Genomic DNA, 20163 nt, shown 5'->3' with positions numbered 1-20163 from the left:
TGAGGCCGGCCCGTAGGCGGAGACTTGCCAATCAATCTGTTTGTGTGCGATCGACACGGGCCTTGGGATCGACCAGGTATTTCCGCAGCAACCGGTAGATCTGCTTGAGGAATGCGTCGCTGAACTGCCCCATCGGTTTGCTCGACGGATCGAAATAGAACGAGGCTTCAGCAATGTCGAAGTTGTATTCCGACATGGTGATCCAGGCCGGCTTCGTCTCATCGAGGCCGGCGCGGCGACGCTCCAACTGAGGAATCTCCAGGGTTACCTGGTCAGCCAATGGCGCCGTGCCCGAAATTGGCAGCAGGATCAGGACCGTCGAACCGCGCAGTTCGCCGGTAATGGCCAGGCAGACCGGGCGCTCCTTGCGTCCTTCCGTCTCGCCTTGAGTCCGCTGCCGGCGCCAGAGATACGGGTATCGGATGACCGAGCCCCGCGGCAGCTCATGGCGCATCGTCGTCGCCCAGAACCTTGTCGATTTCACCAAGCATGAAAGCGCGCAACTCGTCGGGCGTCTCCTCGATCGCGTAGGCTTTCCTGGGGTCGCGATTGGTGATCCGCTCGTAATCTTCCACCGTCATCAGAACGAACCTCGGCTTGCGATACTGCGTGATGGAGACCGGGCTCTTGGCAGCGGCGAAAATGACCGTCCGCAGATCCTTCAGCAGGTCGACGGTGGAAAAGGTCTTCATGGCGTCACTCGCGGGGTGAATATTCTCAATAGGAGAATTATTCGCATATTTCGCAAGATTCATCAATCCCGACCCTGCGGATCGTGTGCGTGTCTAGTGCGCCAGCAGTACCGGTACCGGGGCGCCGTCCATCACCTGTTGGGTCAGGCCGCCCAGCAGGTATTCGCGCAGCCGGCTGTGGGTGTAGGCGCCCATCACGATCATGTCGGCCTCGCGCTCCACCACGCGGTCGAGCAGGACCTTGGCCAAGGTCTCGCCGTTCGAGGCGACACTCTTGCCCGTCACCTCGATGCCGTGGGTCAGGAAATAGTCGCGAACCCGGTCCAGCGCCTCGCGGTCGACCGCGTTGTCGATGGTCAGGATCTCGACCGCCACGGCCTGCACCAGCATGGGCAGGGCCGCCGCGATCGCCCGCGAGGCTTCGGCGCTGCCGTTCCAGGCGACGACGATACGCTCCGGGCGCTTGCCGTTGGCGGAAAAGCTGTCTTCGGCGCCCGGCACCAGGATGACCGGCCGGGCACTGGCCCAAAGGGCGCCGGCGAGGCAATCGGTCTCGCCCCGGCTGCCGTGGGGTGCCCGGGCCACGATCGTCACGTCGGCGATCCGCCCCCGCCGCGCGACCAGCCGCTCGGGCGGCCCGATCGCCGTTTCGAACGATATCGAGAAACCAGCCCGGTGGCCGCGCGCGATGTCCGAGCAGCCGAGCGAGGCCAGTTCGCCTTCGATCATGGCCTTGATCTCGGCATGAAGGTCATCGGCACTTTTTTGTGCCTGGGCCAGCAACTCGGGCGCGTAGGCCATGCCCGAGAGGCCGTCGAAAACCGGCGGCAGAACCATCGCCGGGTCGAGTTGGGGATGAAAGACCTCGACATGAGCGTCCAACTCCCGCGCCAGCTCCAAGGCATAGCGCAGGGCCGTCCGGGCTGTCTTCGGCCGTTCGACCGGAACCAGAAGCTTTCGGAAGGACATGGCCGTCTCCTTGTGATCGCGGCACCGAGGCCATCAGTTTACTGGAGATAAGCCTGGAGGAGGATCAAAGTTGCAGGCCTTGCGGCAGATCAAACCACCGGATCGCCGAGTCCCATGTCCCGGCCGGATTCCTCCATCAGCCGATCCATCTCCAGGATGGCCAGGGCATGATGGCCCTTCAGCGCGATCAGGCCCTCCCCTTTGAGCTGGGTGATGGTCCGGCTGACCGTTTCGATGGTCAGGCCGAGATAGTCGCCAATGTCGCCCCGGGTCATCGGCAGGTCGATCAGGTCGGCCGGCCGGTGTTGGCGGACCGCTCGGTCCGACTGCATCAGCAGGAAGCAGATCACCCGTTCCCGCGCGGTTCGCCGGCCCAGCAGCAGCATCTGATCCTGCGCAATCAGCAAGTCGTCGGTCATCATGCGCAACAGTTGCCGGCCCAGCTTGGGGCACTCGTCCAGCAGCGGGCGCAGACGCGGCCGTTCGAACCGGCACAGGGAAAGCGGTGTCAGCGCCACGACGCTGTAGGGATAGAGGCCGTCGCGCGACAGGCCGATGAAGTCGCCCGCCGTGAAGAAGCCCGTGACCTGGCAGCGGCCGTCGGGCAGCAGCTTGAAGGCCTTGGCGACGCCGTGGGTCAGGTTGAAGGCATGGTCGGCCGGCGCTGCTTCCTCGATCAGGGTCGCCCCGGCGTCGAGATGCAGCGGCGTCGAGATGGCCTTGACCTGCGCCAGTTCGACCGCGTCGAGGTCGCGGCACATGTTGAACTCGCGGCCTTCGCATTGGCTGCACACCCTGGTGTCCGGGCGCGGGCGCCGCGACGCTGGGCGCGCCAGACCGCCGTGCATACCCGTCTCGCTCCTGAAGGCTGGAACCCGATCCATGTCCGCCGATCCTCGCTGATCACCCCCTGCGAGTGCCTGACATTGCCGCCCTACCTCTTGACATGGATCAATCTTGCCCTCGATTGCGCTTGCCTGCGGCAATGCGCAGCGCCTGCCGGCAACCGGCTGGCAGCACTGCCCTGCTATCCGGGCATGGGGCCATGGCAGCGGCGGTGATTGCGGTGCTGGTCGCCATCGGCTTCGATCAGGGGTGGAGGAGCTCCCCAAAATGACCAGTGCCATTTCGGCGACGGCCGATGTTGTCCCGCGGCCGCCGCTTCTGCTGGTTCTGCTGGCCTTCGGCGCGATTTATTTTGTCTGGGGCTCGAGCTACCTGGCGCTCAAGATCGCCGTGGGCGAATTTCCGCCGCTGGCAGCGATCAGCGTGCGCACCTTGAGCGCCGGGGTGATCATGCTGATCCTGGCGCGGGCCATCGGCATTGCCCTGCCCCGTGGGCGCGAGATCGGGCGTTGCGCGCTGGTCGGCATCCTGTTCTTCGGCAGCGGCCATGGCGTGCTGGCCCTGGTGCAAGGACGGGTGCCGTCGGGGATTGCGGCCGTGATCATGGCCCTGGTGCCCCTGCTCATCCCCTTCGTCGACTGGGTGCTGCCCGGCGGGCGGGCGCCGCGCCCGGTGACCGTGGTCGCCTTGCTGATCGGTTTTGCCGGCATCGTCGTGCTGTTTGCCCCCTCGGACGCCGGCCCGCCCGTCGGTCTCGTCGACTGCCTCCTGCTGATCGTGAGTGCGGCCTCCTGGGCCCTGGGCACCGGCGTTGCCCGCCGTGCCCCGCAGGCGACCCAGGGCACGGTTGCGACCGCTGCCGTTCAGCACCTGTTCGGCGGCGGCCTGATCGCCTTGCTGGCCCTGAGCCGCGGCGACATCGCGAGCTTCATCGACACCCCGCCCTCGGCCGCCGGCTGGGCCGCAGTGCTTTATCTGATGGTGTTCGGCTCGCTGGCCGGCTTCCTTGCCTTCACCTGGCTGCTGAAGGTCTCCACGCCGGCACGGGTAGGGACCTACGGCTTCGTCAACCCCGTCGTCGCCCTGTGCCTGGGGGCTGCCGTAGCGGGCGAACCGCTCAGCCTGACCGGCATTCTGGCCTCGGCCATGATCATCGTCGCGGTGGCCATTGTGCTGTTGCGAGATCGCTGATTTTCCAAGGCACAGCACCAGTTTCAGAAATCCGACGAGCGCGTCGTAATCCCACAAATACCGCGACGCAGCATAAGAATCGCACTCGGGTACGCAGTATTTTCTTGTCACACGGCGGTCACAGCAACAGCCTATTGTCCGCCATCGCCGCTGTAACATGCGATGGCCCAATAGGTTGGGGAGACCTCAAGATGATCGACAAGACCTTGTCCGCAGCCGCGGCGTTCAATCGCCGTACCCTTTTGAAATCCGCCGCCGCGGTCGGCCTCGTGGCCGGGGCAGGCGCGCTGGTTTCCCGCCGCGCCCTGGCTTCGTCGGGCGAAGTGCGCGTGTTCGCCTGGTCCGCCCACTTCACCCCTGAACTGCTGAAGAAGTTCGAGGCCGACACCGGCATCAAGGTGGCCCTGACCGAATACGGCACCAACGACGAGCTGCTGAACCAGCTCAAGGCGACCAACGGCGAAGGCTTCGACGTGGTCATGCCGACCGTCGACCGCGTCGCCAACTATGTCGAGCTGGGCCTGGTCCAGCCGCTGGACGAGAAGAAGCTGAAGGTCGACAACATGCTGTCGGGCCCCGCCGCGGGCACGGGCGGCAAGGCCGGCGTGGGCACGGGCGCGCGCTACATGTCGCCGGCCGACTGGGGCACCGAGGCGATCCTGTTCGACAAGAAGAAGGCACCGATCGAATACGGCTTCTCCCTGGGCGACCTGTGGAAGGACGAGTACAAGGGCAAGGTCTCGGTGCGCGGCCATTCGGGCCTGGCCGGCGTCGGCCGCTATCTCGACGCCGAAGGCAAGCTGCCCCATCCCTTCCTGGAGGGCTTTGCCGACGAGACCAAGATGAAGGCGATCTGGGACGAGATCCTGAAGTTCGCCGTCGCCCACAAGGGCAACATCGGCAAGTTCTGGTCGAACGGCAATGAGGCGACCGCGGCCTACCTGGTCGAAGGCTGCACCATCGGCCAGAACTGGGACGAGACCGCCGCCGCCCTGATCAAGGAAAAGAAGGACGTCGGCTATCTCGCCCCCAAGGAAGGCGCCTTCGCCTGGCTTGAAGGCTATTGCGTGCCGGCCAAGGCTGCCAACCTCGACCAGGCCTATGCCTGGATGAACTGGTTCCTGGAGCCCAAGAACTCGGCCGAATATGTCGCCCCCCTGGCCTTCAACCCGGTGGCCAAGGGTGCCGACAAGTTCCTGCCCGAGTCGGCCAGCAAGTTCTTCGCCGACGCCTATCCCAAGGACGCGCTGGACAAGCTGTGGTGGTGGCCGGCCCAGGCCGCCTGGTACGTCGGCAAGCGCAACGAATACCAGGACAAGTTCCTGGCGGCGTAAGAAACCGGCCGTCGCCATTCGGCGTCGGCCCAAGTCTCATCGTCATGCCCGGCCTTGTGCCGGGCATCCACGTCGGGACGCCGCCAAGCCCGTTGACGGAAGAGGCAGCTTGCCGACGTGGATGGCCGGGACAAGCCCGGCCATGACGATTAAGGGGTTCATCCTGACCTAAGGGTACCGCATGACCGCCGCTGTCGAGATCGATCACGTCACCATGCGTTTCGGCGACTTCGTTGCCGTGAAGGACGCGACGCTTACCATCCAGGCGGGTGAATTCTTCTCCTTTCTCGGGCCGTCGGGTTGCGGCAAGACCACGCTGCTGCGGCTGGTCTCGGGCTTCATGGACCCGACCGAGGGGCGCGTCTCGATCGGCGCCAAGGACATGCGCGGCATCGGCCCCAACAAGCGGCCGACCGCGATGATCTTCCAGAACCTGGCCCTGTTCCCCTTGATGTCGGTGGCCGAGAACATCGCCTTCGGGCTCGAGGTGCGCGGCCTGTCGAAGGCCGACCGGCGCAAGCGTGCCGATGAATTGCTGGAGCTGATCGCCCTGCCCGGCCAGGGCGACAAGAAAGTCTCCGAACTCTCCGGCGGTCAGCGCCAGCGCGTGGCGATCGCCCGCGCCCTGGCCGTCGAGCCCCAGGTGCTGCTGCTGGACGAGCCGCTGTCGGCGCTGGACCTGAAGCTGCGCCAGCACATGCGCGCGGAACTCCGGGCGATCCAGAAGCGTACCGGCGTCACCTTTATCTACATCACCCACGACCAGGGCGAGGCGCTGGCCATGTCCGACCGTGTCGCCGTGATGCGGGCGGGCAGGATCGAGCAGATCGCCAGCCCCAGCGAACTCTATGATTATCCCCAGACCGCCTTCGTCGCCGGCTTCGTCGGTGAGACCAATCGCGTCGCCGGCACCTTGGTGCGCACCGAGGCGCAGTTCGCGGTGCTGGAAACCGCTTTCGGCCCGCTGGGCGCGCGGCTGACCCGCGAACCGCAGGCGGGCGAGAAGCTGGGCCTGTTCGTCCGCCCCGAACGCCTGACCCTGGGCGACGGCGGCGGCCCCAACCGGGTCACCGCAACCCTGGAGAATTCGAGCTTCGAGGGGGCCCATATCCACCTGGTCGCCCGCCTCGACGATGGCGCCCCCTTCCTGGTCCAGGTGCCCAATTCCGGCAGCGCGCTGAGTGTGGCACCCGGCGAGCGTTTCACCGTCTCGTTCCGGGTCGAGGACGCGGTCGCCCTGCCGGCGGAGGCCTGACATGACCATGCTGTTCAAGCGGCATGGCTGGCCCCTGGGCGGGCTGATGCTGCTGATCGTGGCGTTCTGGATCGTCATGCAGGTCGTCCTGCCGCAGATCCTGATGATCGATTTCTCGTTCAAGCCCAATCTGCTGCCCAGCGAGATCGGCACCGAGAAAGATGTCTACACGCTGAGCAATTACGAGACGCTGTGGGCGAACTCGATCCACTTCGGCATCTTCGTGAAAACCATCGTCGCCTCGGCCCTGGTAACCCTGGTCACCCTGGTGGTCTGCTACCCGATCGCCTTCCACCTCGCCTACGAGCTCAAGGGGCCGAAGGCCGCGCGGCTGATGCTGGTGCTGGTGATCCCGTTCTGGATCAACGAGGTGCTGCGCACCTTTGCCTGGTACATCGTGCTGGCCTATGCCGGACCCCTGAATGCCGTGCTGGTCTGGCTGGGCATTCTCGATGAACCGGTGCGGTTCCTCGACGGCAACGCCGGCGTGATGATCGGCATGGTCTATGCCTATCTGCTGTTCATGGTCTTCCCGCTCTACAACGCCATCGAAAGCCTGGACCCGGCGCAGGTCGAGGCGGCGCGAGACCTGGGCGCCTCCTGGGGCCGGATCCACCGCCGGGTGGTCCTGCCCCATGCCAAGCCGGGCATCGCCACGGGCTGCATCATGGTCTTCATGCTGGCCGCCGGCTCCTATGCCGTGCCGTCCCTGCTGGGCTCGCCCAACAGCCGCTGGTTCACCGAGATCATCTACAACTGGTTCTTCGAAGGCGGGAACTGGAACCAGGGGGCGGCCTATGCCTTCCTGCTGCTGCTGATGTGCATCGGCTTCATCGGCGTGATGATGCGGACCTTCAAGGTCAGCCTCGGGGAGCTGACCCGATGAACGGCAACCATTCCTCGCCGGTGATGCGCGCCTATCTGGCGGTGTTCCTGATCTATCTGTTCCTGCCCCTGGTGATCATGGGGCTGGCGACCTTCAACGACAGCCGCTTCCCCACCATCACGCCCTGGGTCGACTTCACCACCAAGTGGTTCGATGCCCTGTTCACCGACGGCAAGATGTGGGACGCCTTGTGGTCCAGCATCGTCATCGGCTTGGGCGTCATCGCCCTGGCCGTGCCCACCGGGGTCGCCGCCGCGCTGATCCTGCAATCGGTGCACAAGCGCGCCCGCACCGTGCTGTACGGCATCATGGTCTCGCCCCTGCTCACCCCCGGCGTGATCATCGGCATCTCGACCCTGATCTTCTGGCGCGAGCGCTTCGGTGTGGGCGGCGGGCCCTTGCTCACCATCATCGCCCAGGCGAGCTTCATTTCGGGCTACGTCATGCTGATGGTCGCGGCCCGGCTGGAGCGCTTCGACCGCACCCTGGAAGAGGCGGCGCTCGACCTCGGCGCCACCCAGGGCATGGTGTTCCGGCGGATCACCCTGCCCTATCTGGCGCCCAGCCTGATCGCGGCGGCGTTCCTGGCCTTCCTGCAATCCTTCGAGAACTACAACACGACCATGTTCGTGCGCGGCATCGACACGACCCTGACCGTCTACATCGCCTCCAAGGTGCGTACCGGTGTCACCCCGGCGGTCAATGCCCTGGGCCTGATCCTGATCGCGCTGACCATCCTCGGCGCCGTGTTCTATGAACTGAAACGCCGCCGCACGCCGGCTACGCCTTAAGGCCCTCTCCGCCGCTTGCGGGGGAGAGGGAGGGGACCCGGCGCGTAGCGACGGGGAGGGTGAGGTGGTGGCTTGGGCCAAAGCGAGCTTTATGCCACCAACCCACCTCACCCAACCCTCTCCCCCCTGAAGGGTGGAGAGGGCTATATGCCCGTCACGCCGCCGCCCGGCGGAGTCTCCGGGCCAGGTGCTTGAGATGGCGCCTGATGGCCGGATCGCTTTCCTGCTCGCGGCGGCGGCGGACGATCTCGAACATCAGCCAGGCCAGGATCGGGCGCGGTGGCGTGCCGGTCAGCCGGCAATATTCGGCCAGGTAGATTTCGGCGAGCCGGTTGCGGAACGCCAGTTCCACCTTGCCGATCCTGCGGCTGTCAGTCGGCCCCAGCGACAGCCAGGCCAGGGTGCGCCCGACATCGGCGGCGACCGGGCCGCGCCCGGCACGGTCCCAATCGATCATGATCAGGCCCCGGGCGCTGACCAGGACATTGCCACCGTGGAAATCGCCATGGCAGAAGCCTTGCGAGGCCGCCGCCGCCACCTCGCGCTCGACCAGCGCCGCCAAGGGGGCGGACAGGCCCCGCAAGAATCCCCTGATGCGCTTGGGATCGTGAAGCCGGGCGGGCTGTTCGACGACCACCGGCGTGGTGTGCAGCCTGGCCTGGATCGCGGCCAGTGCCCGCAGCAGCCGCGGGATGCGCCAGGGCCGCCGACGCATCTGGTCGCTGACGCTGGGACCGTCGACGAAATCGCCCAGCAGCGCGCGCCAGCCGCCCTCGAGGATCAGCTCGTGGACGGGCCAGCTCGGCAGGCCGGCCCGGTTGGCGGCCTGGGACAAGGCGTATTCGGCCTGGACCACCTCGTCGGGGATCTGCGGATGGTAGAGCTTCAACACCCGGCCATCGGCCAGGCGATACAGGGTGGCGCGCTGGCCCTGGCCGATCACGGCCAGCCCATCGCACACATCCGCCACCGCCTGCCTTGCTATTTCGTCCGACAACGGCCCCAACCCTCCTTGCGCCCCTAAGGCACCTAGCACGCCTTCCTTCATGATCCTATTGCCCAATTCAGGGGCGTCGACGCATCATCCCGGCCGGCTTTGTAAAATTTCAGGTTCTTGAATGGATGCCCTCGTCGCCGGAATCAAGTCCAGCCACATCGATTCCGTGCTGGCCCGGGAAACCGAACGCTTCGTCGCCACCCACCCCAGGTCGGCGGCCCTGGGCCAGAAATCCCGCGCGCACTTCCCCGACGGCGTGCCGCTGCACTGGATGACCGACTGGGGCACGCCCTTCCCGCTGTTCGTGGCCAAGGCCCAGGGCGCCAGCCTGACCGATGTCGACGGCAACCGGTATCGCGACTTCTGCCTGGGCGACACCGGCTCGATGTTCGGGCATTCGCCCGAGCCGATCCTGAGGGTCCTGGCCGAGCAAGGCGGCCATGGCCTGACCTATATGCTGCCGACCGAGGATACGCCGGCGGTGGGCGAACTGCTGGCCATGCGCTTCGGCCTGCCGTTCTGGCAGGTCGCCTCGACCGCGACCGATGCCAACCGCTTTGCCCTGCGCTGGGCCCGGGCCATCACCGGCCGGCCCAGGATCCTGGTGTTCAACGGCTGCTATCACGGCACGGTGGACGAGACCTTCCTGCGCCTGGATGCCGACGGCGGCGCCATCCACCGGCCCGGCCTGCTGGGCCAGGTGACGGACATCGCGACCGTCGCCAAGGTGGTCGAATTCAACGATCTCGAGGCGCTGGAAGCGGCGCTGGCGGACCGCGATGTCGCCTGCGTCATCACCGAACCGGCGCTGACCAACATCGGCATGGTCCTGCCGGAAGCGGGCTTCCTCGACGGCGTGCGCCGCCTGACCCGGGCGACCGGTACGCTGCTGCTGATCGACGAGACCCACACGATCTCGACCGGGCCGGGCGGCTGGACCCGCGCCCACGGGCTCGAACCCGATTTTTTCGTGGTCGGCAAGGCGATCGCCGGCGGCGTGCCCTGCGCCGTCTGGGGCTTCACCGCGGCGGTCGCCCAGGCGATGAAGGCGGCCCGCGCCAGGACCGGCCCCGGCCATTCCGGCATGGGCACCACCTTGTCGGCCAATGCGCTGGCGATGCGGGCCTTGCGGGCCAACCTGGAACAGGTCATGACCCCGGCCGCCTATGCCCAGATGCTGGCGATGTCCGAAGGCGTGGAGCGGGGGCTGCGCCGGATCATCGAAGTACGCAGCCTGCCCTGGCACGTCTCGGCGGTGGGGGCGCGCGCGGAATTCGTCTGCGGCCCGACCCCGCCGCGCAACGGCACGCAGGCGGCCAAGGCGATGCACGGGCCGCTGGAAGCAGCTATTCACCTCTACCTGATGAACCGCGGCGTGCTGATCGCGCCGTTCCACAACATGACCCTGACCTGTCCCGCGACCACCATTGCCGATGTCGACCATCTGGTCGCGACCGTCGCCGGCGCCTGCGACGCCCTGATTTCCGGAGTTGAATCGTGAGCACCCCCCACCCCGCCGCCACCGACGGCGCCGAAGCCGCCCGCTTCCTGGCCGCCAATCCCGATATCACGGCGGTGCAACTGGTCTTGACCGATACCAGCGGCGTTGCCCGCGGCAAGACCGTGCGCGCCCACGAGCTCGCCTCGGTCTACGTCAACGGCCGCCCCCTGCCCTGCTCGATCTTAGGCCTGGACGTGACCGGCGCCGATGTCGACGAGACCGGCCTGGTGTGGGAGGAAGGCGACGCCGACCGTCTCGCCTTCCCGGTGCCCGGCACGCTGAAGCGGGCGCCCTGGCTTGCCGGCACGGCGCAGGTGATCCTGACCGTCCATCACCTCGACGGCCGGCCCGAGGAAGCCGATCCGCGCCATGCCCTGGCCCGTGTCGTCAAGCGTTACGAGGCGCTGGGCGCAACCCCGGTGGTCGCGGCGGAACTGGAATTCTATGTCGTCGATCCCAAGCTGGGCGATGACGGCATGATCAGGCTCGCCTCCTCGCCGCTGACCGGCCGGCCGCTGGTCACCACCCAGGTCTACGAGCTGAACGCGCTGGAGGAATTCGGCGCCTTCCTGACCGAGTTGCAGGCGGCGGCCGATGCGCAAGGCTTGCCGGCCGAAACCGCGATCAGCGAATTCGCGCCCGGCCAGTTCGAGATCACCCTGCGCCACCAGCCCCATGCCATGAAGGCGATCGACGATGCCATCTTCTTCAAGCGCACCATCCGCGGCGTGGCCCAGAAGCACGGCCTGATCGCCACCTTCATGGCCAAGCCCTTCACCGGCCGCACCGGCTCGGGCCTGCACCTGCACCTGAGCCTGAACGACGCGGCGGGGACGAACATCTTTGCCAGCGTCGAGCCCGCCGGCCCGCCGATCATGCAACAGGCCATCGCCGGCCTGATCGAGACCATGGAAGCGGGCACGGCGATCTTCGCCCCCAACGCCAATTCCTATCGCCGCTTCCGCCTGGGTTCCTACGCCCCGATCGCGCCGTGCTGGGGTGTCAACAACCGCTCGGTCAGCGTGCGCGTGCCGATCGGCCCGGCCTCGAGCCGGCATATCGAACACCGGGTCTGCGGCGCCGATGCCAATCCCTATCTGGCAGCGGCGGTGGTGCTGGCCGGTGTCCATCATGGCATCACCAGGCAGCTCACGCCGCCGGCCATGGTGATCAAGGACGGCTATGCCGAAACGGCACAGCGCCTGCCGACCCAGTGGAACGATGCCATCAACCTGTTTGCCGCCTCCGATCTGATGCGCGACTATCTGGGTGCCCGCTACGCGGATGTCTTCACCGCGATCAAGCGGGCGGAACTCGATCGCTTCAACGCCCAGGTGACGGCACTCGACTACACCTGGTACCTGCGTAACGCCTGAGGAGGTTAGATGCGGTCTTGGCGCGTTGCCCCGGTTCTGCTTGGCCTGCTGATGCTGGCGGGCTGTGCTGCCGATGGCCAGAAGGCGTCGGGTGCCTTGCCGACGCCAATCGCGGCCCCGGCAGCACCCGTCCCGCCGCCGGCGCCGGGCAACGCCGCCGGCTTTGCCAACTGGGCCGCGGTGGTGGTCGCCGGCGACTGGCGGTCGGGCGAAGGCGTGCCCAGCGCGACCTTCGACAATGCCCGGCGCGACCTGAGCGCAGCCTTCGTGCGGGCCGGTTTCTCGCCCGCCAATATCCGCCAGTTCTCAGCCGGCCCGGGACCGGATCCTGTCGCGGAAGCCAGCCGTTTCGGTGACGTCGCCTCGACCCTCGGCCGCCTGTTGACCCGGGCCGGCGAGGGTTGCCTGGTCTACATCACCTCCCATGGCAGCGAGGACGGCGTGCTGATGGGCCACGACCTGATCGCGCCGTGGGCGATGGCGCAGTTGTTGGATTCAACCTGTGCCGGCCGCCCCACCGTGGTCGTCATCTCCGCCTGTCACTCGGGCGTCTTCCTCCCCGCGCTATCGGCCCCCAACCGCCTGGTGGTGGCCGCAGCGCGGGCCGACCGGTCGTCGTTTGGCTGCAGCGAAGATGACCGGTATCCCTATTTCGATGCCTGCACCTTGCAGAATCTCCCTGCCGCGGGCAACTTCCCGGCCCTGGCGGAGGCTGCCCGCGTTTGCGTTTCACGGCGCGAGCAAGCCGAGAATTTCGTCCCGTCCCTGCCCCAGATCAGCTTGGGGAGCAGCGTCGCGCCGACGCTCGAACGCCTGCGTTTCCGCGACCGCTGATGAAAATCGGCGCAACCCTGCTTGAAGCCGGGTCGGCACAATCACATCTTTTACGCGATCGGGGTCTCGCCCCGTGACGTTCCCTGCGGCATCCTGTGCTTCAGGGAAAGGGCCAGGATGATCCGCGAATCCTCAACCGCAGCAACGTCGCCGGCCACCGGCGACAGCCTTGCGGCATTGACCCAGGCGTTGGCTGATCTGACCGCGGGGGCCGATACCGGCGGCGCCATGATCGCCGCCATTCGCGAGGTCGTCCCGCGGTTGAGCCTGCCGCCCGCCCGCCGCAGCCTGATCAGGCGCCTTTGGGGCCGCGTGCCCGGCGAACAGGCCGGCCCGGACGATGCCGTCGTCGCCATGACCGGCCGCCTGCGCGACCTGATCGCCCATGCCGAGGGCCGGGCGGCCACCATCGACTGGATCGCCGACCAGGCGAAAGCGCTCGCCGTCGCCAACGGCGGCGAGGAAAGCGTGCGCCTGCAATTGCTGGCCGCCGCCCAAGCCGCGCTCAGGGCGGAGCACGCGGCGGCGGCCTGGGGCCGTCATTTTGTTGAAACGACGCTGCCTTTGTGGCGGGCGACACAGAATACAGTGGCGCGCCATGCCATCCTGACCGCCGCCCTGAAGCCTGAGGACCAATGATCCACGAGATCTTTTCCGGCCCGAATACGCCCTTTGCCATCGCCATCGTGTTCCTGGTGGCACTGGTCGCGATCGAGTTGATCGGCACCCTGACCGGCCTGTCGCTGAGCGGGCACGGCGACCATGCCGATGCGCCCCATGTCGACGGCGATGCCGGCGTGTTCGACTGGCTGGGTCTGGGCAAGGTGCCCTTGCTGATCCTGATCGCCGAATTCTGCGCCGCCTTCGCCGCGATCGGCCTGAGCCTGCAGGCAATAATTGAGCATTTTTCGAACGGCGTGCCGCTGACCGCCTGGCTCGCCGGCCTGGTCACCCTGCCGCCTGCGATCTTCGCCACCCGCTGGCTGTCGATCGGGGTCGCCCGCGTGCTGCCGCGTGAAGAAACGGAAGCCGTCACACAGGATTCGCTGGTCGGCCGGATCGCCGAAGTGACGACGGGCACGGCCCGCTCGGGCAGCCCGGCGGAGGCGCGCGTGCGCGATGCCCATGGTCACACCCACTACGTCCGCGTGCGCCCGGCGATCGACAGCGAATCCCACCCGCCCGGCACCCGCGTGGTGCTGCTGGCCCGGGAAGGCACCGTCTATACCGCCGCCGCCATGCCCGATGCCGACAAGATCTGAGGAGGATTAGACCATGGAAGAGATGATCCCGACCATCCTGGTGCCCGTCATCCTGGGCCTGGTATTGCTGTTCGCCATCGGCCTGGTGTTCGCGCGGCTCTACCGCCGGGCCTCCAAGGAAATGGCCTTCGTGCGCACCGGCCTGGGTGGGTCCAAGGTGATCCTGGACGGTGGCGCCCTGGTCCTGCCGGTGTTCCACGAGATCACCGCGGTGAACCTCAAGACCCTGAAGCTGGTCGTGCGCCGGGCCGAGAACGAGGCCCTGATCACCAACGACAAGCTGCGCGCCGACGTGACGGTCGAATTCTTCGTCCGCGTGAAGCGCGACAGCGACGCGATCCAGATGGCGGCGCAGAGCCTGGGCACCCGCACCAACGACACCATGGCCCTGAAGGAACTGGTCGAGGGCAAGTTCGTCGACGCCCTGCGCGCGGTCGCCGCCCAGATGACCTTGGAAGACCTGCACCTGAAGCGCGCCGATTTCGTGCAGAGCGTGCAGAACGTGGTGGCCGAGGATCTGTCCAAGAACGGCCTGGAGCTTGAATCCGCCTCGCTGACCGGCCTTGACCAGACCGACCAGAAATTCTTCAACCCGGAAAACGCCTTCGATGCCGAGGGCCTGACCAAGTTGAAGGAGAAGACCGAGATCAAGCGGCGCGAACGCTTCGTCATCGAGCAGGACACCGAGGTGGCGATCAAGCGCAAGAACCTGGAGGCGACCCGCGAGAAGCTGAGCCTGGAGCAATCCAGCGAGGACGCGACCCTGGCCCAGGAACGCGAGATCGCCTTCATGCGCGCCGCCGCCAAGATGGAAATCGCCAAGCGCGAAGCCGACTCCGACCAATTGTCCGAGAACGCCCGCATCGAGGCGCTGCGCAAGGTCGAGACGGTGAAGATCGCCAAGGACCGCGACCTGGAGATCGAACGCCAGAAGTCCCAGATCGATATCGCCAAGCAGTCGGAAGCCCGCGTCGCCGCGGAAGCCTCGGCCGAGCAGGCGCGCATCACCGCCGACCAGCAGGTCCAGACGGTGAAGATCGAGACCGAGAAGACCGTCGCCATCACCCGCCAGCAATCGGAAATCGCCATCGCCGAACAGTCCAAGGCCCGCTCCGCTGCGGAAGCCGCGGCGGCGCTGGCGAGGGCCGAGGAAGTGCGCGCCGATGAACGGGTCGAATCCGCCCGTGCCATCGAACAGGCCGAACGGCGCAAGGCGGTCGAACTGACCGAGGCACGCAAGGAAGCCGAGAAGGAAGCCTTGAAGGTGACCGTCGGCGCCGAGGCCGACCGCACGGCAGCGGATGAACGCGCCGAGGCCCTGCGCATCGAAGCCCAGGCGTCAGCGGATGCCGAGCGGATCCGCGCCGATGCCCGGGCGCGCAGCTACGAGGTCGACTCGGCGGGCCAGCGCGCCTTGAACGAGGCGCGCAATTCGCTGTCGGAGAAGATGGTGGAACTGGAGCTGCGCCTGCGCATCGTCGAGGCCCTGCCGGCCATCGTCGCGCAGATGGTCAAGCCGATCGAGAAGATCGACTCGATCCGCATCGTCGACATGGGCGGCCTGGGCAAGGCCACCGAAGGCGCCGAGAGCAACGGCGAAGCCGGCGACAACCTGGCCGACAAGGCCGTGGCCGCGGCGCTGCGCTACCGCACCCAGGCCCCCCTGCTCGACCGCCTGCTGGGCGAGTTGGGCCTGGGCAAGGGCCTGGACGGCCTGGTGCCGGAGATCGGCCGGAAGGCGGAGGAGTAAGGTCAGTAACCTCAATCGTCATCCCGGCGAAAGCCGGGATCCATGGTGGTGGAACGCGAGATGGATCTTGACTGCCACGGCAATGGATCCCGGCCTTCGCCGGGATGACGATTGTTAGTCCCTGAGCTTGCCGCGGACCAGGTCGTCGTAGGTGTGCATCAGGGTCTGGGTGATCGTGCCGACTTCGAAATTATAGGGGCCGATCTCGCGCAAGGGGGTCACTTCCGCCGCGGTGCCGGTCAGGAAGGCCTGCTCGAACCCTTCCATCTCGCCCGGCATGATCGCCCGTTCGACCACGTCGATCTGATGCTTTTTCGCGATATCGATGACCGTGCGCCTTGTGATCCCGTCCAGGAAGCAGTCGGGCTTGGGCGTGTGCAGCTTGCCGTCCTTCACGAAGAAGATGTTGGCGCCGGTCGCCTCGGCCACCTGGCCGCGGTAGTCGAACATCAGGGCATCGTCGAAGCCCGCCTGCTCGGCCTTGTGCTTGGAGAGGGTGCAGATCATGTAGAGGCCGGCCGCCTTGGAACTGGTCGGCGCCGTGTCGGGCGACGGGCGCTTCCAGTCGGCGATGGCCAGGCGCAGGCCCTTCAGCTTGGCCTCGGGCGAGAAATAGGACGGCCACAGCCAGCAGGCCATGGCGACGTGGATCCTGTTGGCCTGGGCCGAGACGCCCATCATCTCCGAGCCGCGCCAGGCCAGCGGGCGGACATAGCCGTCGACGATGCCGTTGGCCGCGACCACGGCGCGGGTGGCGTCGTCGATCTCCTGCACCGTGTAGGGCAGTTCGAAGCCCAGGATCCTGGCCGAATCGGCCAGGCGCTGGGAATGCTCGGTCAGCTTGAACACCGTGCCGCCATAGACCCGCTCGCCCTCGAAGACACAGCTTGCATAGTGCAGGGCATGGGTGAGGACGTGGACCTTGGCGTCGCGCCAGTCGATGAGTTCGCCATCGAACCAGATGAAGCCGTCGCGATCGTCAAAGGGTTGGGTTGCCATGGCCGGATCCTGGGGTCGTTTGTCGATTTTCGAGGGAGCGTAGTCTGGTCCGCGGCCGGTTGATACGTCAATAGACCTGACTTATGCAAAGCTAGCGACTTGCGCAATTTTGCGCGTTGGGCAGGATGACGCCCCATGAGCAGCCCGCCCCCCGGATCGAGACCCAACCCCCTGTTCCTGCGCGACGAGGAAATTCGCCAGGGCATCGAACTGCTGTTCTTTGCCTATCGCGATTTCACCCTGGACGCCGATACCGTGCTGGCCCGCCACGGCATGGGCCGGGCCCACCACCGGGTGATCCATTTCGTGGGCCGGCGCCCCGGCATGACGGTAAACGAGCTGCTGTCGATCCTGCGCATCACCAAGCAGAGCCTGTCGCGCGTGCTCTCGCAACTGATCGAGGAAGACCTGGTGGTGCAGGTCCAGGGCACGCGCGACCGGCGCCAGCGCCTGCTGTCGCTGACCGCCAAGGGCACCGAGTTGGAGCGCCAGTTGTCGGGCCTGCAGCGGGCCCGGGTGACCCGGGCCTATCGCGAGGCCGGCGCCGAGGCGGTGGCGGGGTTCCGCAAGGTTCTGGTCGGCCTGATCGACGAGGCGGACCGCGAAAGCATCCTCGCCGCCGTCGACCGCGACTAGGGCACCACGCCATGGCCGAGCCCCAAGCCCATATCCTGATCGTCGACGACGACGCGCGGCTGCGCGCCCTGCTGGCCAAGTACCTGGGCGACCAGGGCTTCCGCATTTCGACCGCCGGCGACGCGGCCGAGGCGCGGCGCCAGCTCGACATGCTGACCTTCGACCTCCTGGTGCTGGACGTGATGATGCCAGGCGAGGATGGCATCAGCCTGACCCGCCAGTTGCGCGAACAGTCCCGGGTGCCGATCCTGCTCTTGACCGCGCGGGGCGAGCCCGACGACCGCATCGCCGGCCTGGAAGCCGGCGCCGACGACTACCTGCCCAAGCCGTTCGAGCCGCGCGAGCTGACCTTGCGCATCGGCACCATCCTGCGCCGGGCGATCCCGGCCGATCCAGGGCCCAGCACCGAGGCCGACATCGTGCGCTTCGGCGCCTGGCGCCTGGACCTGAAGCGGGGCGAATTGCAGCGCGGCACGGAGACCGTGCGCCTGACCTCGGGCGAGCTGACCTTGATGCGGCTGCTGGCCGAGCGGCCGGGCACCCCGGTCAGCCGCGAGGAACTGGCCGAGGCCACCGGCCAGGCCCAGGAGCGCACGATTGACGTGCAGGTCACCCGCCTGCGCCGCAAGATCGAAGACGATCCCAAGGCGCCGCACCACCTGCAGACCGTGCGCGGCAAGGGATATGTCCTGTGGCTGAACTGACCGGGCAGCCCAACCCGTTCGACCGCCTGGCGCAACTGATCAAGCGGTTCATGCCCAAGAACCTGTTCGGCCGCTCGCTGATCATCATGGTGGCGCCGGTCCTGCTGTCGCAGTCGATCCTGTCCTTCATCTTCATCGACCGCCATGTCGAGCTGGTGACCCGGCGCATCTGCTATCTGGTGGCCGGCGACATCGCCTATGTCGTCGCCGAACTGGACATGACCCCGGGCGGCGACAACGAGCGCACCTATCGCCTGGCGCGCCAGACCATGCAGCTCGACGTGAACTACAAGCCCGGCGCCGAGTTGCCGGCCCCGGGCGAGGTTCGCTTTCCCATCCTGGAACGGGTGCTGCGCACCGAGTTGACCCGGGTGGTCGGGCTGCCGGTCGAGATCGACACCATGTCGGACCCCGACGAAGTGCGCATGAGCTTCGACCTGGGTGACGGCATCCTGAATGTCATCGTGCCGGTGAAGCGCATCACCACCTCGACCAACGAGCTGCTGTTCTTCTGGATGGTCGGCCTCGCCATTCTGCTGCTGACCGTGGCGATCCTGTTCCTGCGCAACCAGATCCGTCCCATCGTGCGCCTGACCGAGGCGGCCGAGGCCTTCGGCAAGGGCCAGCGGGCGGACGATTTCAAGCCCTCGGGCGCCACCGAGGTGCGCCGCGCGGCGGCGGCCTTCATCGCCATGCGCCAGCGCATCGAACGTCACCTGCGCCAGCGCACCGAGATGCTGGCCGGCATCAGCCACGACCTGCGCACGCCGCTGACGCGCATGAAGCTGCGCCTGGCCATGATGGGCGACGGCGAGGACGAGGACGAACTGGCCCAGGAGGTCAACGAGGTCGAGCGCATGATCGAGGAATTCCTGGCCTTCGCCCGCGGCCAGGAAGGCGAACAGCCCGACGATGTCGACATTGCCGACCTGGTCGAGGAAGTGGTCGAGGAGGCCAATGCCGGCGCCCGCGGCACCCCGGTCGAGACCGACATGCTGGGCTCGCTGACCGTCAAGCTGCGGCGCCAGGCGATCAAGCGCTGCCTGACCAACCTGGTCGACAATGCCCAGCGCCATGCCGCGGCGGTGAAGGTCTCGATCACCGCCTCGAACCGCTGGATCGAGATCGTGGTCGACGACGACGGCCCCGGCATCCCTGAAAAGCTGCGGGAAGAAGCCTTCCGCCCCTTCGTGCGCCTGAACGAGGCGCGCACGCCGGCCGACGGCGGCGTCGGCCTGGGGCTGGCCATCGCCCGCGATGTCGCGCGCAGCCATGGCGGCGACATCTTCCTGGAACCCAGCCCGATGGGCGGGCTGCGCGCGCGCATCCGGCTGCCGGTATGACCAGGCACTGGCTGGTTGCCGCCGCCCTGCTGTCATTGCCGGCCGGTGCGCGGGCGCAGGATGACACCGCCTGGCGGGTGGAGTGTGCGCCGACCTCGACCATCATCGGGGGCAGAATGACACCGGCCGGCGCCTGCGCGGCCCTGCTCGCCGGCGAGACCGGCCTGCGCCTGTGGACCGCCGCACGGACGGCGGACGGGCGCGAGGTGCGCGCGCCCTCGGTGGCGGTCGATTTCGCGGTGCCGCCCGACCGCGTCGCCATCGTGGGCGGCCGCTTCAGCGCCAACGCCGCCGTGCTTGCCGCCGGCGCCAGCTATCGCTTCGCCTTTCCCCAGGCGCCCGCGATCGAGGGCAAGTGCGACCGGCTGACCGTGCCGCCAAGGCCCGCCGTCGTCGCCGAAGGCGGGCCAAGACCTAAGGACATCGACCGCATCGGCTGCCAGATCGAGGACGCCGCGGCACTTCTGCGCGGCGCGCTCGAGGCGGAAGAGTCGGTAACTGTCAGCATCACCGTCGCCGGCATCCGGCTGTCGGGCACCATCGCCCTGCCCCAAGGTGCCGGCGAGGCCTACGGGCATGCCGAAGCCCGGCTGAACGGCGCGCCGGCGGCAGCCGAACCTGCCCCGCCCGACCTCGACGAGGTCGAAGACCCCGGCGGGCCAGCGAAACCTGAGAAGTAACACAGGGCAGCCCTCCCCGCACGCGGCAGAGAGGGGAACTCGACATCGTCATCCCGGCGCAGGCCGGGATGACGGCTGTGAGATCTTGGTAGCCCTCTCCGCCCTTCAGGGGGGAGA

General features: G+C 67.2%; 21 protein-coding genes. 15 read left to right on the top strand and 6 right to left on the bottom strand.

Features of this window, described 5'->3' with window-relative positions; all coding sequences use genetic code 11:
* Positions 1 to 31 precede the first annotated feature (31 nt).
* From D3874_RS06340 to D3874_RS06325, 4 genes are all read right to left on the bottom strand, one after another.
* On the bottom strand, positions 32 to 454 hold the full coding sequence (locus D3874_RS06340) for a hypothetical protein (RefSeq protein WP_119777335.1): 423 nt from the start codon (positions 452 to 454) through the stop codon (positions 32 to 34).
* Positions 444 to 692, bottom strand: coding sequence for a type II toxin-antitoxin system Phd/YefM family antitoxin (locus D3874_RS06335; RefSeq protein ID WP_119777334.1), 249 nt, complete (start codon positions 690 to 692; stop codon positions 444 to 446). Before D3874_RS06335 ends, D3874_RS06340 begins: the two co-directional genes overlap by 11 nt.
* A 93-nt stretch (positions 693 to 785) precedes the next feature.
* The gene (locus tag D3874_RS06330; protein ID WP_119777333.1) at positions 786 to 1661 is read right to left on the bottom strand and encodes a universal stress protein; all 876 of its coding nucleotides are present in this window, start codon (positions 1659 to 1661) and stop codon (positions 786 to 788) included.
* Positions 1662 to 1750: 89 nt separating this feature from the next.
* Positions 1751 to 2545: a Crp/Fnr family transcriptional regulator gene (locus tag D3874_RS06325; RefSeq protein ID WP_233559859.1), complete on the bottom strand. Its 795-nt coding sequence runs from the start codon at positions 2543 to 2545 to the stop codon at positions 1751 to 1753.
* Positions 2546 to 2774: 229 nt separating this feature from the next.
* Here D3874_RS06325 and D3874_RS06320 point away from each other — a divergent pair, with 229 nt between their 5' ends.
* The 5 genes from D3874_RS06320 to D3874_RS06300 all read left to right on the top strand — a co-directional run bounded on the left by D3874_RS06320 (position 2775) and on the right by D3874_RS06300 (position 7964).
* The gene (locus tag D3874_RS06320; RefSeq protein ID WP_119777331.1) at positions 2775 to 3698 is read left to right on the top strand and encodes an EamA family transporter; all 924 of its coding nucleotides are present in this window, start codon (positions 2775 to 2777) and stop codon (positions 3696 to 3698) included.
* 191 nt (positions 3699 to 3889) lie between these two features.
* Positions 3890 to 5032: an extracellular solute-binding protein gene (locus D3874_RS06315; protein WP_119777330.1), complete on the top strand. Its 1143-nt coding sequence runs from the start codon at positions 3890 to 3892 to the stop codon at positions 5030 to 5032.
* 181 nt (positions 5033 to 5213) lie between these two features.
* Positions 5214 to 6287 (top strand): ABC transporter ATP-binding protein, encoded by a 1074-nt coding sequence (locus D3874_RS06310; RefSeq protein ID WP_119777329.1) that lies wholly within the window; start codon positions 5214 to 5216, stop codon positions 6285 to 6287.
* Between the two features lies 1 nt (position 6288).
* The gene (locus D3874_RS06305; RefSeq protein WP_119777328.1) at positions 6289 to 7173 is read left to right on the top strand and encodes an ABC transporter permease; all 885 of its coding nucleotides are present in this window, start codon (positions 6289 to 6291) and stop codon (positions 7171 to 7173) included.
* Positions 7170 to 7964: an ABC transporter permease gene (locus D3874_RS06300; RefSeq protein ID WP_119777327.1), complete on the top strand. Its 795-nt coding sequence runs from the start codon at positions 7170 to 7172 to the stop codon at positions 7962 to 7964. The genes D3874_RS06305 and D3874_RS06300 overlap by 4 nt, the downstream gene beginning before the upstream one ends.
* A gap of 154 nt (positions 7965 to 8118) precedes the next feature.
* Here the strand turns inward: D3874_RS06300 and D3874_RS06295 are convergent, their stop codons facing one another.
* Entirely contained in the window at positions 8119 to 8961 is an 843-nt protein-coding gene (locus D3874_RS06295; RefSeq protein ID WP_158595867.1) for an aminoglycoside phosphotransferase family protein, read from the bottom strand.
* A gap of 121 nt (positions 8962 to 9082) precedes the next feature.
* On the opposite strand from D3874_RS06295, the gene D3874_RS06290 reads away from it, so the two are divergent.
* From D3874_RS06290 to D3874_RS06265, 6 genes are all read left to right on the top strand, one after another.
* A complete protein-coding gene (locus tag D3874_RS06290) occupies positions 9083 to 10462 on the top strand; it encodes an aspartate aminotransferase family protein (protein WP_119777325.1) in 1380 nt (459 codons plus the stop codon).
* Positions 10459 to 11838, top strand: a complete 1380-nt coding sequence (locus D3874_RS06285) for a glutamine synthetase family protein (RefSeq protein WP_119777324.1) — start codon at positions 10459 to 10461, stop codon at positions 11836 to 11838. The genes D3874_RS06290 and D3874_RS06285 overlap by 4 nt, the downstream gene beginning before the upstream one ends.
* Positions 11839 to 11847: 9 nt before the next feature.
* Positions 11848 to 12672 (top strand): C13 family peptidase, encoded by an 825-nt coding sequence (locus D3874_RS06280; RefSeq protein WP_119777323.1) that lies wholly within the window; start codon positions 11848 to 11850, stop codon positions 12670 to 12672.
* 117 nt (positions 12673 to 12789) lie between these two features.
* A complete protein-coding gene (locus D3874_RS06275) occupies positions 12790 to 13311 on the top strand; it encodes a hypothetical protein (protein ID WP_119777322.1) in 522 nt (173 codons plus the stop codon).
* On the top strand, positions 13308 to 13934 hold the full coding sequence (locus D3874_RS06270) for a YqiJ family protein (RefSeq protein ID WP_119777321.1): 627 nt from the start codon (positions 13308 to 13310) through the stop codon (positions 13932 to 13934). Before D3874_RS06275 ends, D3874_RS06270 begins: the two co-directional genes overlap by 4 nt.
* A 13-nt stretch (positions 13935 to 13947) precedes the next feature.
* Positions 13948 to 15684: a flotillin family protein gene (locus D3874_RS06265; protein ID WP_199698964.1), complete on the top strand. Its 1737-nt coding sequence runs from the start codon at positions 13948 to 13950 to the stop codon at positions 15682 to 15684.
* A 114-nt stretch (positions 15685 to 15798) separates the two neighbouring features.
* Here the strand turns inward: D3874_RS06265 and D3874_RS06260 are convergent, their stop codons facing one another.
* Positions 15799 to 16683, bottom strand: a complete 885-nt coding sequence (locus D3874_RS06260; protein ID WP_119777320.1) for a branched-chain amino acid aminotransferase — start codon at positions 16681 to 16683, stop codon at positions 15799 to 15801.
* Positions 16684 to 16818: 135 nt separating this feature from the next.
* On the opposite strand from D3874_RS06260, the gene D3874_RS06255 reads away from it, so the two are divergent.
* From D3874_RS06255 to D3874_RS06240, 4 genes are read left to right on the top strand one after another with little or no spacing between them, the layout of a single operon-like run.
* Entirely contained in the window at positions 16819 to 17319 is a 501-nt protein-coding gene (locus D3874_RS06255; RefSeq protein WP_119777319.1) for a MarR family winged helix-turn-helix transcriptional regulator, read from the top strand.
* An 11-nt stretch (positions 17320 to 17330) separates the two neighbouring features.
* The gene (locus tag D3874_RS06250) at positions 17331 to 18023 is read left to right on the top strand and encodes a response regulator (protein WP_119777318.1); all 693 of its coding nucleotides are present in this window, start codon (positions 17331 to 17333) and stop codon (positions 18021 to 18023) included.
* Complete coding sequence (locus D3874_RS06245) at positions 18011 to 19366, top strand: ATP-binding protein (protein WP_233559858.1); 1356 nt, start codon at positions 18011 to 18013, stop codon at positions 19364 to 19366. Before D3874_RS06250 ends, D3874_RS06245 begins: the two co-directional genes overlap by 13 nt.
* Positions 19363 to 20046 carry a hypothetical protein gene (locus D3874_RS06240; protein WP_119777317.1) on the top strand — a complete coding sequence of 228 codons (684 nt, stop codon included), beginning with the start codon at positions 19363 to 19365 and terminating at the stop codon, positions 20044 to 20046. Before D3874_RS06245 ends, D3874_RS06240 begins: the two co-directional genes overlap by 4 nt.
* Positions 20047 to 20163: the final 117 nt, after the last annotated feature.

Source organism: Oleomonas cavernae, assembly GCF_003590945.1.
Classification (GTDB): domain Bacteria; phylum Pseudomonadota; class Alphaproteobacteria; order Zavarziniales; family Zavarziniaceae; genus Zavarzinia; species Zavarzinia cavernae.
This window is presented reverse-complemented; position numbering and strand designations above follow the sequence as displayed.